We start from the raw sequence: 16304 nt of genomic DNA, 5'->3' as shown, positions 1-16304 counted from the left end.
ATTTATTGGAGTAATCCTGCGCGTTTTAAAAGTGCTTCCGGATCAGGTTTTTGTCCGCGGAATTTGATGTATAGTTCCATTGGATCCACAGTGCCGCCTTGCGAAAGGACAAAGCCCTTAAAACGGTCCGCCACTTTTTTGTTGAAGATACCTTCCTGTTTAAACAAGGCGAAAGCATCCGCATCCAAAACCTCAGCCCATTTGTAGCTGTAATAGCCCGCTGAATAACCACCTTGAAAAATGTGTGAAAAAGCAGTGCTCATACAATTTTCATTCACATCTGGATAGAGTTTGGTGTCATCAAAAGCGGCTACTTCAAAAGCTTTTACATCTTTAATTCCTGATGGGTCAGAACCATGCCAAGTCATATCGAGCAGTCCAAAACTCAACTGGCGTAATGTTGCCATTCCTTCATGAAAAGTAGCGGACTCCTTTATCTTTTCTAAATACTCCATTGGGATTACTTCTCCTGTTTTGTAATGTGTAGCGAAGAGTTCCAGCGTTTCTTTTTCGTAACACCAATTCTCCAAAATCTGGCTTGGCAGTTCCACAAAATCCCAGTAAACACTCGTGCCCGAAAGGCTAGGGTAGTGGGTGTTTGCTAACATGCCGTGCAGCGCGTGGCCAAACTCGTGGAATAATGTTGTTACTTCATTAAAAGTTAGTAGTGAAGGTTTGCTGGCCGTCGGTTTCGTAAAATTGCAAACTATTGAAATATGCGGACGTTCATTTTTTCCGTCCTTCATTTGTTGGGGTTTATAAGATGTCATCCAAGCACCATTACGTTTTCCTGCCCGCGGGTGAAAGTCCGCATAAAAGATGGCAACCAGTTCGCCCTCGTCGTCTTTTACTTCGTAGGTTTTCACATCGGCATGATATTTATCGATGTTTTGCACTTCTTCAAAATGAAGTCCGTAGAGTTTTTCAGCAACAGTAAAAACGCCATTGATTACGTTTTTTAGTTCGAAATAAGGCTTTAGCTTTTCATCATCAAGATTGAAAAGCTTCTGTTTCAATTTTTCAGAATAATACGCGCCGTCCCATTTTTCTAGATGGTCGATGCTGTCTAATTCTTTTGCGAAGGCCGTCAATTCTTCGAATTCTCTTTTGGCAGCTGGTTTTGCTTTTTCGAGCAGTTCAGTTAAAAATAATTTTACTTTTTCCAGTGTTTCTGCCATGCGTTCTTCTAGCACAAAATGAGCGTGGCTTTTATAACCCAATAAATTTGCCCGTTTATGGCGAAGCGTTGCAATCTGCAAAACATTTTGCTGGTTGTCCAATTTATCATTGTGAAAACCTTTTGCTCCAAAGGCAATCGCCATTTTTTTACGCAGTTTGCGGTTATCGGCATAGGTTAAAAATGGAACGTAACTCGGGTAATCCAATGTGAAAACCCAACCTTCTTTTCCTTTTTCTTCGGCGGTTTGTGCCGCTGCTTCAAGTACGCCTTCCGGTAAGCCCGAAAGATCCTTTTCATCTGTAATATGAAGTTCAAACTTATTGGTTTCTGCTAATATGTTTTCGCCGAAAGTAAGGCTTAGCTTTGAAAGCTCGGTGTCAATTTTTCGCAGTTTCGATTTCTTTTCTTCGGATAGATTGGCACCGTTTCTTGAAAAAGCTTTGTATTTTTTATCGAGCAGCATTTGCTGTTCTCCGGAAAGTTTTAATGTGTCTTTTTGGTTATAAACCGTTTTAATTCTTTCAAACAACGCCTCGTTCAACAACATGTCATTACTGAATTCAGTAAGCATAGGCGAAATCTCTTGTGCTAGTTTTTGAATTTCGTCATTGGTTTCGGCGCTGTTGAGGTTGAAGAAAATGCTTGTTGCTCTGTCAAGTTGTTCTCCTGTGTTTTCAAGTGCTTCTACTGTGTTTTTAAAACTAGGTTCTTCAGTGTTTGAAGTGATTGTATCTATTTCCGCTTTGGTTTCTTCAATCAATTTGCTGATAGCAGGGAGGAAATGTTTGTTTTCTATTTTGGAAAATGGGGCGGTGTTGAAGGGATGTAAAAGAGGATTGTTGTTCATTGTTTTTTGAAAATTGTAGGCGCGCGATTAATCGCGCGCCTACGGAATTATTGATATATTATTTTTTCATTTTTTTAGTGTCTTCTTCAACCTTTGTTTTAAGGCTTTCTTTGTAAGCAATAATCTTATCCAAAACAGCTTTATCGGAAGACCCGATAATTTGTGCTGCTAGAATACCCGCATTTTTGGCGCCATTAAGCGCAACGGTGGCAACGGGAACCCCGCCGGGCATTTGAAGAATGGAAAGGATACTGTCCCAACCATCAATGGAGTTGCTGGATTTTACGGGAACGCCAATAACGGGCAATGGCGACAATGAAGCAATCATCCCCGGAAGATGCGCCGCGCCGCCTGCTCCGGCTATTATTACCGAAATACCGCGTGTGTGTGCGTTCTTTCCGTAATCAAAAAGTTTGTCGGGGGTGCGGTGGGCAGAAACGATGTCTACTTCCACTTCAATTTTGAATTCTTTTAGAATATCCACAGCTTCCTGCATTACTGGCAGGTCGCTGGTGCTTCCCATTATTATTGCTACTTTCATTGATTCAAGGTTTAAAATTCAAAATTCAAGGTTTTGGAATTTGTTGCTTAAAATTTTATTCTTTCGAGTTCATTAAATTCATAACTACGCTTATCATCATTTCCTTTTCTGCGGGATTGCTTTCTGCAATCATCAAAGTTAAGGCAACTAACGTATTGTTGACGATTTTTTTTGTTCCATCTTCATTATACAAAAAATTGTTTTTGGCTAAATACCAAACAAATAACCAAGCGGCAATGCGTTTATTGCCATCTGTAAAGGAATGGTTTTTCACCACCAAATACAAAAGGTTTGCGGCTTTCTCTTCAAGACTTGGATAAAGATCTTTACCGTCAAAGGTCTGGTCAATTACGGCGATGGAACTTTTAAAGGATTGGTCTTTTTCGTTACCAAAGAGACTAGAACCGCCAAACTTTTTCCGTAACTGTTCGATGGCCTTAATGGCTTCTATGTAATCTATGCTGAATGTTACGTCTTTATCAGTAACTTTTTTTGAAAGCTTTTGGTGATCGTAATCATCCAAAATGTCAAGTGCTCTTGAATAATCGGAAAGCACTTCCATTAAACCTTGGGCTTCGTCTGTATTTGAGATTTGTTTTGATGCTCGGTTTACAAGCTGAATTGTTTGTTGGAGTTGTTTTAGGCGTTTTTCGTTTAAGGTGTAACCTTTAATGAGATGTTCCTTTAATTGGCTGGTCGCCCAAATTCTGAATTGTGTTCCTTTTTTGGAATTTACGCGATAACCAACTGAAATTATTACATCCAGATTAAAAAATTCAATTTGATATGTTTTGCCATCAGAAGCAGTTGTTGCATTTTTTGCAACAACTGAATTCCTTTCAAGTTCTCCTTCTTTAAAAATATTTCGGATATGTCTTGAAATTACCGATTTATCTTTGTCAAATAATTCTGAAACCTGGTTGAGCGAAAGCCAAACCGTTTCTTTGTCAAATTTTACTTGGACATCCATCAGACCATCTTCGGCCTTATAAATTATGATATTTGAAGTGCTTTTACTAATACATTATATTTTTTGAACTTGGCGGGATTCCCGCCAAGTTGCTTCATTTCATAGCTTTTTCTTATCGAGAAGATTGAAAATTTGTTGATTCTTAAAAATTTTTCGGTTTGTGCAATTTTTGCAATAACTCAATTTTATTTCGAAACAACTTTAATCGTCTTCTTAACCTCCTCCGCAATCTTTCTTGCTTTGTTGAGGTCTTTGTTTACAATTGTCACGTGACCCATTTTTCTAAACGGGCGGGTTTCTTTTTTACCATAAATGTGAGGCGTTACGCCTTCCATTGCCAATATTTTTTCTATGTTTTTATAAACTACGGGACCAGTGTGACTTTCTGCGCCAACTAAATTCACCATTACTCCGGCTACTTTACTATCGGTATTTCCCAAAGGTAAATCTAAAATCGCTCTTATTTGCTGCTCAAACTGATTGGTATAGCTGGCTTCTATACTGTAATGGCCGCTATTGTGTGGTCTTGGTGCTACCTCATTTACTAGGATTTCATCGTCCTCGGTTTGGAACATTTCTACTGCCAAAAGGCCTACGTGTTTAAATGCTTCGGAAACTTTGGTGGCTAGAGCTCTTGCTTTTTCTGCAACAGCATCATCTATTCTTGCGGGACAGATTACGTATTCCACTTGGTTGGCTTCGGGGTGGAATTCCATTTCCACCACGGGATAGGTTTTTACTTCACCGGAAGGGTTGCGGGCTACTATTACTGCCAATTCATTTTTAAAGGGAATCAATTTCTCTGCAATACAGGCGCCTTCCGATAATGGAATTACTTCTTCGGCTTCGCGGATGATGCTTACGCCTTTGCCGTCATAACCGCCGGTGCAGCTTTTCCACACAAAAGGAAAGTGAAGCTCTTTGCGAACAATGGCTTCGTTTAAAGCGTATTTATCTTTATAAACTTTAAAGGGCGAAGTGGGTATTTGGTGGTCTTTATAAAACTGTTTTTGAATGCCTTTGTCCTGAATATTTCTGAGCGTTGCTGCGCTGGGATACACCTTAATGCCTTCACTTTCTAGCTTTTCCAAAGCTTCAATATTTACGCCTTCTATTTCAAAAGTGAGTACGTCCACCTTTTTTCCGAAGTTGTAAACGGTTTCAAAATCCATCAAATTGCCTTGCTGAAAATGATCTGCAGCTATGCGGCACGGAGCTTCATTACTCGGATCTAAAACGTGTGTTTTAATATCCCATTTACGAGTTTCGTAGAGCATCATTTTGCCCAACTGTCCGCCGCCGAGGATGCCGAGGGTGAAGCTGGTGGAGAAATAATTCATATTGGTTGATAGTTGATGGTTGATGGTTGATGGTTTTTTGCCTATTGCTTACAGCTTAAAGCCTAAAGCTTCTCCGCAAAGATAGTAAAATGGGGAGTAGGGATTTAGGAGTTAGCGAAAAGCGAAAAGATTTTTGCTTATGGCTTAAAGCCTACAGCCTTCTTGCTTTTTTAAAATTAAAAGTTATATTTGGTATTCTCCCCTTTTTATTAGCCTATCCTAGTGATTTTCCGTAATGGGTGGGTTTTTTTTTGTTTTATATTTGGAAAATTTTAGTTAAATCGATATAGGCCGGATATACAACACTCGAATGTTATGTATACGAGTTGTGTGCAATTTCGTATATTTTTTTAATGATGTTTAACCATAACAAATCACTTTAATTATGGATGCAAAAATTCGTTTCCCTTACCGATTTTTTTTAATTACATTTTTTTGGTCCTGGGTACTTTGGTCGCCTTTTGTCCTTGGTAATTTCAAAATCATTTCTATTTCGGATAAGCTTTTGTCTTTCTCAACAATGCCAATAATAATACTTGGAGCCTTCGGACCACTGGCAGGTGCTCTTTTTGCCTTACGAAAAGGCCAGGGTGACAAAGGTTCCACAGTAAAATATCTGCGAAGTTTTCTTGATCTTCATTTAGGTTGGAAAGGCTATATTTTTCCATTAGTAATATTAGGCAGTAGTACATTTATTGCATGGTTTCTCCCTGAATTATTTGGTGAAAAACGACTACCAATGTTATTACCTTCTGTCTGGGTTTTTGTTCCTTATTTATTAATGATGATATTCCTGGGTGGAGGTCAGGAAGAATTTGGCTGGCGGGGTTATGCACTTCCACTCCTTGAAAAACGATTTGGAATATGGTACGCAAACATAATCCTTGGAGTCATTTGGGCTTGCTGGCATCTTCCTTTATGGTTTATAACAGGTTCAAGTCAAACCTATATGAACTTCGGAGGTTTTATACTCCTGTTGGTTGGTTATTCTTTCATTTTTTCCTGGATTCGAAAAATCTCAGGTAACAGGCCATTCTCAGGACTTTATACGCATGGTGTGGCCAATGCTTTTATGCCCCTTATGCCAGTATTGATTTTGCAAAAAGACATACCTCAACAACGTTTTTGGATTTGGGTAACCCTCACATTATTAATCGGCATTTCAATTACCATTTTCCGAAAAGAAAATTCTATAACCGACAACAATGAGGCTAAATATTAGACTACACACAAACCCATATTCTATGAAAAGCACTAATCCCTCTCTTCAAGAATAATATTTTTATTTTATGACATTTCAAGCTCTAATTTTCTTTTAAATCAAATTTGGTAAGCGATGGTTTTTCACTGGCAATCCCTTTTCTATCTTAGATACTTGTAAACTACAATTTTTTAACCTAACCATAGGCAAATGCTATAACTCTTCTTGTTTTAGAATAATCAGTTTCTACTTCTTCATTTTGTATTTTAATAACTCCAGATGGCGCGAGCGTCCCGCTCGCGTTCCTAGGCAAAAGTATTTAGTCCTCTTTTCAACCAAATGATATACCTTTAATAATTCCTTGCTGGAGAGAGCGCAATGTCATTAATTTAAATTGCCTTAAACACGCAACTTCTCATAGCCGGAAACTTTGATAATAAGAAAAATAGCATCAAAACAACCGAAACCCATATTGCTCCAAAACTAGAAACTCCTATTCGCCTCCAAGAATATGGGGTAGGTATTTTTCAGGCAGCTTTGACAAAATCAGCATTAAAGAAAGCGCTAAAGAAACAGTATATTACGGTTAATGGTGTTATTGCTACTTCGGCTACTTTTATAAATGGGGGAGAATGCATTCGTTTATCCATTTTAAAAGAAGTGAGTCCTAAGAAAAAACTGGTCTTTCCACTTAAAGTAATATTTGAAGACGAGTACTTAGCTGTAATTCATAAATCTGCTGGTATTTTGGTGAGCGGCAATAGTTTTAAAACCATTGCCAATGCTTTAGATCAAAACCTAAAGGGTAGTAATCTCCCCGATGCCACAACACCGCAACCTGTTCACCGATTAGACTTTGCTACCACCGGTATTTTATTGGTTGGGAAAACGAGCAGTAGCATTCGTGCGTTAAATAAATTATTTGAAAAGAGAGCCGTTAAGAAAACATACTACGCAGTTACTATTGGGGAAATGGACAATCGAGGCAAAATCACTTCAGAAGTTGATGGCAAGAAATCACAATCAAATTATACGTTGTGTGAAACTGTCCCTTCAGAAAGATTCGGGAAACTGAACTTGGTAAAATTAGAACCTGAAACAGGAAGAAGGCATCAATTGCGCAAACATCTTTCTACTATCGGAAACCCGATATTGGGAGATAAAGAATATGGAATTGAAAACCTAATTTTGAACGGTAAAGGTTTGTATTTGCACGCCTATTCTTTAAAATTCACACATCCATTTACAAATGAAGAAGTGCATCTAAAAGATGAATTTCCTGAAAGCTTTAATAAAATATTTGATAAAGTGTAGTTATTATAATTCCTTTACCATCGTTCAAAACCACTGCAGCTAATTGTTTTTCTTCTTTAACCTTAAAATTAAATGGCGGCGCTAATAAGTTTACACCGCTTTGCTTTTTTAGCCTGTTTCCCTGTCCTGAGATAATATCTTTATTGGGTACAAAATCTCCTTCAGGTACATGTTCTGTGAGAATAACATATTTAAAATCAGCCAACTTATTCACTATACTTTGTATTTCAGCATTTGATACGTGTTGTAGCACTTGTCTTACTAAAGCACAATCCCCAGAAGGCAAATCAGCTACTGCGATGTCCAAACAATGAAATTCTAAATTTTCTGCTTTAAACTTTTCTTTATTACGGGTTATAAGGTCTGCTACTATATCTATCGCAATATATTTCTTGGTATGCTTTACCAACTCTTTTCCAACATTAAAATCTCCACAACCTAAATCACATACCGTTAGCGGATTTTTAAAAGAAGTTAAAAATGCTGTTACAGCAGCTAAATACGGATTTACAATTTCAGGATGGTGCGATCCCTCACCAGAATAGAAATCAGATTCGGTACCGCCCCAAAGTTTCATTTCATAAACCTGTTCCATAGCAAGCTTAGTGGGCCAGGGTTGCTTTATTCTTATAGTTCCAGTTTCTTTCTTTTTCACAAATAAGTTATTGATCAATGCTAAAAGCCATTTAGAGGTGTTCAAATGTACTATTAAAACAACCCGACGAATTATATGTAAAAATATAAAACGTTTTTACTTTTGCTTTACGTTAGTGGAAGGACCTGAAAAGGTAGATTTGATAATTTAGAATTAAACCTATATTTGGTATTATTATATGTACTTGGTGGGTTTGAAATGTTCTTTAATTTGAAAATCTATTGAATACAAATCATTTTATATATTAGGAATTAATACTGTATAGTGTTTATCCTCATGTTACAATTGAATAACACTAGAATTGAAACACTCTAAATTAATACTTCCAGTAATTGTAATCTCGCAGTTCTGCTGTACATCACTTTGGTTTGCTGGTAATGGTGTGATAAATGATCTTGTGCTCAATTTTGGGCTTAAAGCGAGTGCTTTAGGGCATTTAACCTCGGCAGTACAATTTGGATTTATTATTGGCACACTGATTTTCGCTATTCTAACAATTGCTGACCGGTTTTCACCTTCAAAAGTATTTTTAATCAGTGCTTTACTAGGTTCACTTTTTAATTTAGGCGTCCTATGGGAATCTAACAATTTTATAAGTTTACTTTCCTTTCGTTTTTTTACTGGTTTTTTTCTTGCAGGCATTTACCCGGTAGGGATGAAAATAGCTTCAGATTACTATGAACAAGGACTGGGCAAATCACTTGGATTTTTAGTTGGCGCCTTGGTGATAGGTACTGCTTTTCCCCATTTACTGAAGGAAATGACTGATGCATATGCATGGAAATCTGTACTGATGGTAACGTCATCTCTTGCAGTTTTGGGTGGCTTATTGATGGTAATTATGGTGCCTGATGGTCCATACCGAAAATCTAGCCAACGTACAGATCTGTCAGCTTTTTTTAGGGTATTTCATAATCGAGAATTTCGTTCTGTCGCTTTCGGTTACTTTGGACACATGTGGGAACTGTATGCCTTTTGGGCATTTGTACCCATTATGCTAAAAAAATATAGTATTGAACATACTCAAGTAACATTCAATATTCCAATATTATCATTTCTAATAATCGGAATAGGTGGATTAGCCTGCGTACTCGGTGCATATGTTGCGCAAACAGTAGGAACCAAACGAACAGCATTTATTGCACTACTCTTATCATGTGGATGTTGCCTCATTTCTCCATTGATGTTTTCTAGTGAATTTGAAAGTTTGTTTATTGGTTTTCTTATTTTTTGGGGAATGGTTGTTATTGCAGATTCACCATTGTTATCAACCCTAGTGGCTCAAAACGCATCAGCAGAAATAAAAGGTACCGCACTTACAATTGTTAATTGCCTTGGGTTTTCAATAACTATAATTAGCATTCAATTTATTACTGGAATGATAACATTGACGGATTCAAATGGCATTTACGCAATTTTGGCGATAGGTCCTATTTTGGGTTTGATTGCGTTGGGAAGGAAAAATAAAATAAATGTACCCAACGATCTATAAAATTAATTGCTAGTTCTAGCCGACTTATGGAAATAGTTTTGCCAGATCGCTTCGCTCGTTTTTCGCGGATTTTCTATAGTGTACCCAATAATATTGCAGCCTCTGTTTATATAGTAGTTCAAGTTGAGTGATAAAGCCATACAAAATCACGATATAACTTAATTTGATATTGTGGAAATAGCAGAGATAGTCGCCAATCGCAAATTCTACTATTTAAAACAACCCTTCAATAATACCATTCTCATCAATGGTGATTTTCTCGGCGGCGGGGGTGGCGGGTAATCCAGGCATACGCAAAATGTTTCCAGCAATTGGAATAATAAACCCGGCACCGGTTGCTATTTCAAACTCCCTAATATGAATATCAAAATGTTCCGGACGGCCCAATCGCTTTTCATCATCACTGAAACTTTTTTCGGTTTTAGCCATACAGATAGGTAAATTTCCATAGCCCATTGATTCATATTTACGTAATTGCGAAATCGCTATATTACTTAACTCAACGTGTTCTGCACCATAGATGGTTTGGCAAATTTTTTCAATTTTGGTATTTACACTATCATCGAGGCTGTAGGTAGGATGAAATTTGTCACTACAAGAATTAGCTGCTTTAATCACTTCTTCAGCTAAATCAGTACAACCTTTGCCACCCTTTTCCCAACCATAACTCAATGCTATGGGAATGCCCACTTTTTCACAATGGTCCGCAACGACTTGCATTTCAGCTTCCGTATCAGTTTTAAAGGCGTTTAAGGAAACAACAATAGGAATTCCAAAACTCTTTAGACTGGAAATATGTCGTTCCAAATTGGGAAGTCCTTTTCTAACTGCTTCCACATCTTCCTGCGTAATTTCTTTTAATGATTTGCCTCCGTGGTATTTTAATGCTCTTATGGTAGCAACCAAAACAATGGTTTTAGGAGAAATTCCAGCTGCGCGACACTTGATGTTCATAAACTTTTCTGCACCTAAATCGGCTCCGAATCCCGCTTCCGTTACGGTATAGTCACATAGGGTCATCCCCATTTTTGTTGCTATTATAGAGTTGGTTCCTTGTGCAATATTGGCAAAAGGTCCTCCGTGGATAATGGCGGGATTTCCTTCCAGTGTTTGAACCAAATTAGGTTTTATAGCATCTTTTAATAGCACAGCCATGGCGCCATTTGCATTTAAATCTTTTGCATATACAGCCTTTCCTTCCCAAGTATCACCTATATAAATATTTCCACATCTTTCTTTTAGGTCTTCTAAATTTGATGCCATGCATAGAATCGCCATAATTTCAGATGCTGCAGTAATATTAAAACCTGTTTCTCGGGGAATTCCACCAGCTTTTCCGCCAAGTGCGGCCACAATATTTCTCAATCCGCGATCATTCATATCCATGCACCGTTTCCAGATTACAGTTCTGGGATCAATACCAAGGCTTCTGGATTTACTTTGAATGTTATTTTCTATAAGGGCAGAAAGCAGGTTATTGGCTTTTTCAATAGCGTGAAAATCTCCCGTAAAATGCAGGTTAATATCTACCATAGGAATAACCTGACTCCTACCTCCACCGGCAGCGCCACCTTTAATGCCAAATACGGGGCCCAAGCTTGGTTCCCGAATTACCACAACAGCTTTCTTTTTTAAATAATTGAGCGCATCGCCCAGCCCAATGCAAGTTGTTGTTTTTCCTTCGCCGGCGGGAGTAGGTGTAATTGCAGTCACCAATATAAGATTGCTTTTTTTTAATTTAGCTTCATCGATAATGTTCAAAGGAATTTTCGCCTTGTCATTACCGTAGTATTCCAACTTATCTTCAGGAATGGATAATTCTGCAGCTATTTTTTTAATATGTTCAGGGGTAACGCTTTGTGCAATTTGTATATCGGTCATAAATTAATTTCTCTTTAGAAATGGAATTAAAAGTGAGTTCTATTTACTGAAAAGGGGCTTGTATTTTTCTTTTTCAAATAGTAACAAGGTAAAATTCAGTATTGCAACAATCAACGCAGGCCAAGCATCAGAAAGATCTTGGTTTGAAATATTGAATATTAAAAATGTTACTGACAATGGGAAAAGGACCAGTAATACAAAAGCTGTCCATTTATTAAATATTAATAATAACCCTAAAATGATTTCAAAAACGTAGAGTATTGGAAGGTATATTACCGTAGCATCTATAAAATCCTTTGCATCCTCGGGCATGTCGCCATAGCTGGTAGGCAGAAAATGGAAAAATTGGTTTAATGCGTATCCTATCAAGAACACGCCAAGGATAATTCTGAGCCAAGTTTTAAGTGATTGGTTGTTTTTCATTTTATTGGATTTTAAAAGGTTAATTAGGAAATAAAAGTAAGGTTGAAATGAAAGAAAACATATGACAATCGTCATAAGCCTTTTTTTGGTTTTATTTTGCCTAAAGCTTACAGCCAATTGCCATTTTCCAATTAAAACCTATATTTGATATTCCCACCAGTTAAAAAGCTAATTCACAAAGCTTTCAATGCTTGGCGGTTCTTATTCTAACCAAAACCTCTAAATCAATGCGCTTCACTTTCAGAATACCGAAACTTCAAAAATTCAAACAGTACTATCTTTTAATTGGTGTGCTGCTGCTAGTAAACCAAAGCTGTAAATCGCCAATTGAGCAAACTTCCTCACAAGCTGATTTACCTGCCGAAGAAGCATTTACCGTAATTATTGCGGGGACAAAGGTTGGTCATTTAAACGTCACTCGTTCTGGCGATACCGTTGTCACCAATTATGATTATAAAGACAATGGTAGAGGTCCAACTATTAAGGAAACCATTGTGCTCAATAACGAAGGTTTTCCGGTGCAATGGGATATTGCTGGCAATACAACATTTGGCAACGACATAAAGGAAAGTTTTAAGCTTGACGGCAAGAATGCGAGTTGGACAGATGCCACGGGAGAAGGCGCTGCAAAAATGGAGCAGCCTTCCTTTTATGTAAATCAGTCTGGTAGTCCGTACTCTTTACTTATGCAGGCGCGCGTTCTGCTAAATTCAAAAGATAAATCTATTACAGCATTGCCAGCTGGGCTGTTACAGCTTACGGAGTTAGAGGCTATTGAAGCAAGTTCAGACGCTGGGCAAGTGAAGTTGAAAAGCTATGCTTTGTCTGGAATAGGCCTTAATCCTACTTATTTTGTTTTAGATGAAAAGAATCATTTTTTCGCCCTAATCACTCCGAGGGTTATAATTATCCGGTCTGGTTTTGAGAGCGAAGAAAAGGGAATGCGCCTGCTTGCAGAGAAGTATTCGGCGCAGCGCTATGAAGATTTGCAAAAGCGGTTTGCACACAAATATGAAAAGAATATTCGCATTCGCAACGTAAAAATATTCGATCCAAAAACTTTAGCGCTTACAGATTTATCTTCGGTATTGATAAGTGGCGATAAAATAGTAAGCATTGATGCCGCTGATGTGGCAGTTGGCGAAAACGCAATTGAAATAGATGGCGCTGGAGGAACATTGGTGGCAGGGCTTTACGATATGCACGGCCATATGGGAGCGAATTCTGCCCTTTTGAACGTTGCGGCTGGAGTTACTTCGGTTCGCGATATGGGCAACAACAATGAGGTGCTGGATAGTCTTGTTCAAAAAATAGAATCAGGAGTTTTAGCAGGACCAAACATTACAAGATTAGGATTTATAGAAGGCAAAAGCCCATTTAATAGTAACAACGGAATCCTTGTGGAGAGCGAGGAACAAGCCCTTGCGGCGGTTCAGACTTATGCCGATAAAGGGTTTTACGGTATAAAATTATACAATAGTATGGATGGAAAATGGGCTCCTGCTATAGTTAAAAAAGCACACGAACTGAATATGCCCGTAACGGGCCACGTTCCTGCTTTTTCCAATGCGAACGATATGCTGATGGCCGGTTTTGACGAAATGACCCACATTAATCAAACTATGTTGGGCTGGGTTCTTGAGCCTGATGAAGACACCCGAACCCTATTGCGATTAACTGCATTACAGCGCCTACCAGATTTGGATCTGAACAGCGCGCCAGTGAAAAAAACTCTGGATTTAATGGTGAAAAATAAAGTAGCAATGGACCCAACGCTTGCTATTCACGAGTTGTTATTGCTTTCCCGCAACGGGGAAACGCAGGTGGGTACTTTGGATTATATTGAAAATATGCCCGCTAGCGAACAGCGTGATGCTAAAGAGGCAATGGCAAGCATCGCCAACGATGATGAAGATAAGGCATACCGAGGGGCTTATGATAAAATTGTTGAAACCTTAAAACTCATGAAACAACGCGGCATTTTGATTTTGCCCGGAACTGATTTGGGTGGGGCGTTTACTTTGCACAGAGAATTGGAACTCTATCAACAATTGGGATACACCCCAGAAGAATTATTGAAATTGGGAAGTTATGATATGGCCCAATATCTGGGGCAAAAAGATAGAGGTGCTATTGAACCCGGAATGCTTGCCGATTTCTTTCTTATTCCTAACGATCCAACGAAAGACATAAAGGCCATAAAAAAGATTTCAATGGTTTCTCGTGGCGGGGTTATTTATTTCCCGAGTGAAATATATCCAGAGTTTGGTATTAAACCGTTTGTTGAAAAGCCTGTGGTTAAATTGAATTAATTCCCAATTCAAACTAGCTGTTGTTTGTTATAATCTTTTTACAAATTGTCATCACAACAACCAAAGATCATATATCATAATTTCCGAAAAAAAAGTGTAAAGCTTTTATTTGTAACACAATTGCTTCACCTGCGTCCTATCTGCAATCAAAATAATTCATCAATGAAAAAACCAATCAAAATAATGAAAGCACAAAAAAGATCTTTCCGCAGAACAGCCTTTGTAGCGGTTATTGCCTTTGTGGCAACCTTTGCTACTAGCTTCGCACAAACAAAAACGGCACAACTTGACGAGCTTTTAAACAAATACACTGAATACGGACAGTTCAATGGTTCAGTACTCGTGGCCGATAACGGCAAGGTTATCTATAAAAAAGGCTTCGGCATGGCGAATATGGAATGGGACATACCCAATGCACCCGATACCAAGCACCGTTTGGGAAGTATCACAAAGCAGTTTACCGCTATGCTCATTATGCAATTGGTAGCCGAAGGGAAGCTGGATTTGCAGGCTACGGTTTCCAAATATCTGCCAGATTATTCAAAAGTAAATGGCGATAAAATCACCATCCATCAATTGCTGACGCATACTTCGGGAACGCCCAATTATACTTCCTTCCCAAAATTCTTTGAGGAAATGAGCCGCAATTCTTTCACGCCTACGGAAATGGTAGAAACTTTTGCAGATTCCACTTTAACATTTAAGCCTGGAGCGCAATTTGCGTATAGCAATTCCGGTTATATTTTATTGGGTGCTATAATTGAAAAGGTTACTGGCAAATCTTATGAAACGGTTTTGCAGGAAAAAATATTTGACCCGCTAAAGATGAAAGACTCTGGTTATGACCATCACAATACAATACTTAAAAAACGCGCTACTGGTTATGAAATGAAGGGAAGCACTCCCGAAAATTCACCCTATATAGATATGTCCACACCTTATGCGGCGGGTTCGCTTTATTCCACTGTGGAAGATCTGTATTTGTGGGATCAGGCATTATATACTCAAAAGTTACTGCCTAAGAAATATATGGATATGATGTATGAAAAATACATCCCAGGTTTTGGACAATATTATGGCTATGGATGGATGATTGGTACAATGCCCATTGGTAATACCAAGGATAGTACGCAAATAATTGTTCACGGTGGAGGAATAAATGGTTTCAACACTCTTATTACACGTATGCCCCAGGAAAAATCCACGGTTATCTTATTGAACAATACAGGTAGAGCGCCCTTGGAAGATATTTCAATAGCGATTGACGGCATTCTGCATGGAGCAACCTATGACCTGCCGAAGCAATCAGTGGCCAATTTAGTTTACAAGGAAATTATTGATAAGGATTTGAAAGCTGGCCTTGCGTTTTATGAAAAGAATAAAGCTTCAAAAGAATATTCCTATAGCGAAAGCGAAATGAATACTATGGGTTACACGCTCTTGCAAGCTGGAAAGAAACAGGAAGCAGAAGCGGTTTTTAAAATGAATGTGGAAGCGTTTCCAAAATCATTCAATGTATATGACAGTTATGCCGAGGCATTAATGGAGCAAGGGAAAAATGAGTTAGCGATTACCAATTATAAGAAATCAATTGAATTAAACCCAGCTAACCAAAACGGAATGGATATGCTGAAAAAGTTGGGCGTGGAAACCGAAGGAATGATAAAAGATGCAACCGTACCCGATGCAGTTTTGGCTAGCTATGTAGGCAAATACGAATTAAAGCCGGGGTTTGTTCTTACTATTACCAAAGAGGGAAACCAGATGAAGGCGCAAGCCACTGGACAACCTGCTGCAGAAATTTTCCCAAAGTCTGAAACTGAGTTTTATTTGAAGGTGGTTTCAGCGCAAATCACTTTTAATAAAAATAGCGCTGGATTTGTTGAGAGCTTGACCTTGTTTCAAGGGGGGCAGGAGATTGTTGGGAAGAAGATTTAGTTGATGGGTTGCTGGTTGATAGTTGTTGGCTATTTCTAATGGCTTCCTTTCGATTTGTAATTTATTATATTAGCTTATGGGTTCTTTAAGAGAATCTGTAAGCTTTTTTGTTTTTGTGAATTTGGAACTTATAATTGGATGTCCTTTTGTACATTTAATGTCTAGTGGTCAAATATTCAATGACTTAAAAAAACCAACTAAAATAACCTA

12 protein-coding genes are annotated in these 16304 nt (G+C 38.2%); 5 read left to right on the top strand and 7 right to left on the bottom strand.

Features of this window, described 5'->3' with window-relative positions; all coding sequences use genetic code 11:
* Nucleotides 1-2: 2 nt before the first annotated feature.
* From ESV24_RS05725 to purK, 4 genes are all read right to left on the bottom strand, one after another.
* On the bottom strand, nucleotides 3-2027 hold the full coding sequence (locus tag ESV24_RS05725) for a M3 family metallopeptidase (RefSeq protein ID WP_111814548.1): 2025 nt from the start codon (nucleotides 2025-2027) through the stop codon (nucleotides 3-5).
* 58 nt (nucleotides 2028-2085) lie between these two features.
* The gene (gene purE / locus ESV24_RS05720; protein WP_111814550.1) at nucleotides 2086-2568 is read right to left on the bottom strand and encodes a 5-(carboxyamino)imidazole ribonucleotide mutase; all 483 of its coding nucleotides are present in this window, start codon (nucleotides 2566-2568) and stop codon (nucleotides 2086-2088) included.
* Nucleotides 2569-2623: 55 nt separating this feature from the next.
* Entirely contained in the window at nucleotides 2624-3538 is a 915-nt protein-coding gene (locus ESV24_RS05715; protein WP_111814552.1) for a virulence RhuM family protein/type II toxin-antitoxin system death-on-curing family toxin, read from the bottom strand.
* A gap of 185 nt (nucleotides 3539-3723) precedes the next feature.
* Complete coding sequence (gene purK / locus ESV24_RS05710; RefSeq protein ID WP_111814554.1) at nucleotides 3724-4878, bottom strand: 5-(carboxyamino)imidazole ribonucleotide synthase; 1155 nt, start codon at nucleotides 4876-4878, stop codon at nucleotides 3724-3726.
* A gap of 385 nt (nucleotides 4879-5263) precedes the next feature.
* On the opposite strand from purK, the gene ESV24_RS05705 reads away from it, so the two are divergent.
* A complete protein-coding gene (locus ESV24_RS05705; protein ID WP_111814556.1) occupies nucleotides 5264-6100 on the top strand; it encodes a CPBP family intramembrane glutamic endopeptidase in 837 nt (278 codons plus the stop codon).
* A gap of 429 nt (nucleotides 6101-6529) precedes the next feature.
* Entirely contained in the window at nucleotides 6530-7393 is an 864-nt protein-coding gene (locus tag ESV24_RS05700) for an RluA family pseudouridine synthase (RefSeq protein WP_111814558.1), read from the top strand.
* On the opposite strand, the gene ESV24_RS05695 is transcribed toward ESV24_RS05700, so the two are convergent.
* The gene (locus ESV24_RS05695) at nucleotides 7368-8048 is read right to left on the bottom strand and encodes a class I SAM-dependent methyltransferase (RefSeq protein WP_235003977.1); all 681 of its coding nucleotides are present in this window, start codon (nucleotides 8046-8048) and stop codon (nucleotides 7368-7370) included. The two genes, ESV24_RS05700 and ESV24_RS05695, sit on opposite strands and share 26 nt — an antisense overlap.
* A 301-nt stretch (nucleotides 8049-8349) precedes the next feature.
* On the opposite strand from ESV24_RS05695, the gene ESV24_RS05690 reads away from it, so the two are divergent.
* Nucleotides 8350-9540: an MFS transporter gene (locus tag ESV24_RS05690; RefSeq protein ID WP_111814560.1), complete on the top strand. Its 1191-nt coding sequence runs from the start codon at nucleotides 8350-8352 to the stop codon at nucleotides 9538-9540.
* Nucleotides 9541-9753: 213 nt separating this feature from the next.
* Here ESV24_RS05690 and ESV24_RS05685 read toward each other — a convergent pair whose 3' ends face one another.
* Both ESV24_RS05685 and ESV24_RS05680 read right to left on the bottom strand, forming a co-directional pair.
* Entirely contained in the window at nucleotides 9754-11421 is a 1668-nt protein-coding gene (locus ESV24_RS05685) for a formate--tetrahydrofolate ligase (RefSeq protein WP_111814562.1), read from the bottom strand.
* A gap of 39 nt (nucleotides 11422-11460) precedes the next feature.
* Nucleotides 11461-11844, bottom strand: a complete 384-nt coding sequence (locus ESV24_RS05680) for a DoxX family membrane protein (RefSeq protein WP_111814564.1) — start codon at nucleotides 11842-11844, stop codon at nucleotides 11461-11463.
* Between the two features lie 227 nt (nucleotides 11845-12071).
* On the opposite strand from ESV24_RS05680, the gene ESV24_RS05675 reads away from it, so the two are divergent.
* Both ESV24_RS05675 and ESV24_RS05670 read left to right on the top strand, forming a co-directional pair.
* Complete coding sequence (locus tag ESV24_RS05675) at nucleotides 12072-14156, top strand: amidohydrolase family protein (protein ID WP_111814566.1); 2085 nt, start codon at nucleotides 12072-12074, stop codon at nucleotides 14154-14156.
* A gap of 162 nt (nucleotides 14157-14318) precedes the next feature.
* Nucleotides 14319-16094, top strand: a complete 1776-nt coding sequence (locus tag ESV24_RS05670; protein ID WP_235003978.1) for a serine hydrolase — start codon at nucleotides 14319-14321, stop codon at nucleotides 16092-16094.
* The last annotated feature ends 210 nt before the right edge of the window (nucleotides 16095-16304 follow it).

This window comes from Aequorivita lipolytica (genome assembly GCF_007997135.1).
Taxonomy (GTDB): Bacteria; Bacteroidota; Bacteroidia; order Flavobacteriales; family Flavobacteriaceae; genus Aequorivita; species Aequorivita lipolytica.
Note: the sequence above shows the minus strand (reverse complement) of the source record. Positions and strands in the feature narration are given on the sequence as shown.

Bases quoted from the DNA above. Each gene is read 5' to 3' on its own strand.
- ESV24_RS05725 (WP_111814548.1), bottom strand. From the start codon at position 2,027: ATGAACAACAATCCTCTTTTACATCCCTTCAACACCGCCCCATTTTCC.
- purE (WP_111814550.1), bottom strand. From the start codon at position 2,568: ATGAAAGTAGCAATAATAATGGGAAGCACCAGCGACCTGCCAGTAATG.
- ESV24_RS05715 (WP_111814552.1), bottom strand. From the start codon at position 3,538: ATGGATGTCCAAGTAAAATTTGACAAAGAAACGGTTTGGCTTTCGCTC.
- purK (WP_111814554.1), bottom strand. From the start codon at position 4,878: ATGAATTATTTCTCCACCAGCTTCACCCTCGGCATCCTCGGCGGCGGA.
- ESV24_RS05705 (WP_111814556.1), top strand. From the start codon at position 5,264: ATGGATGCAAAAATTCGTTTCCCTTACCGATTTTTTTTAATTACATTT.
- ESV24_RS05685 (WP_111814562.1), bottom strand. From the start codon at position 11,421: ATGACCGATATACAAATTGCACAAAGCGTTACCCCTGAACATATTAAA.
- ESV24_RS05680 (WP_111814564.1), bottom strand. From the start codon at position 11,844: ATGAAAAACAACCAATCACTTAAAACTTGGCTCAGAATTATCCTTGGC.
- ESV24_RS05675 (WP_111814566.1), top strand. From the start codon at position 12,072: ATGCGCTTCACTTTCAGAATACCGAAACTTCAAAAATTCAAACAGTAC.
- ESV24_RS05670 (WP_235003978.1), top strand. From the start codon at position 14,319: ATGAAAAAACCAATCAAAATAATGAAAGCACAAAAAAGATCTTTCCGC.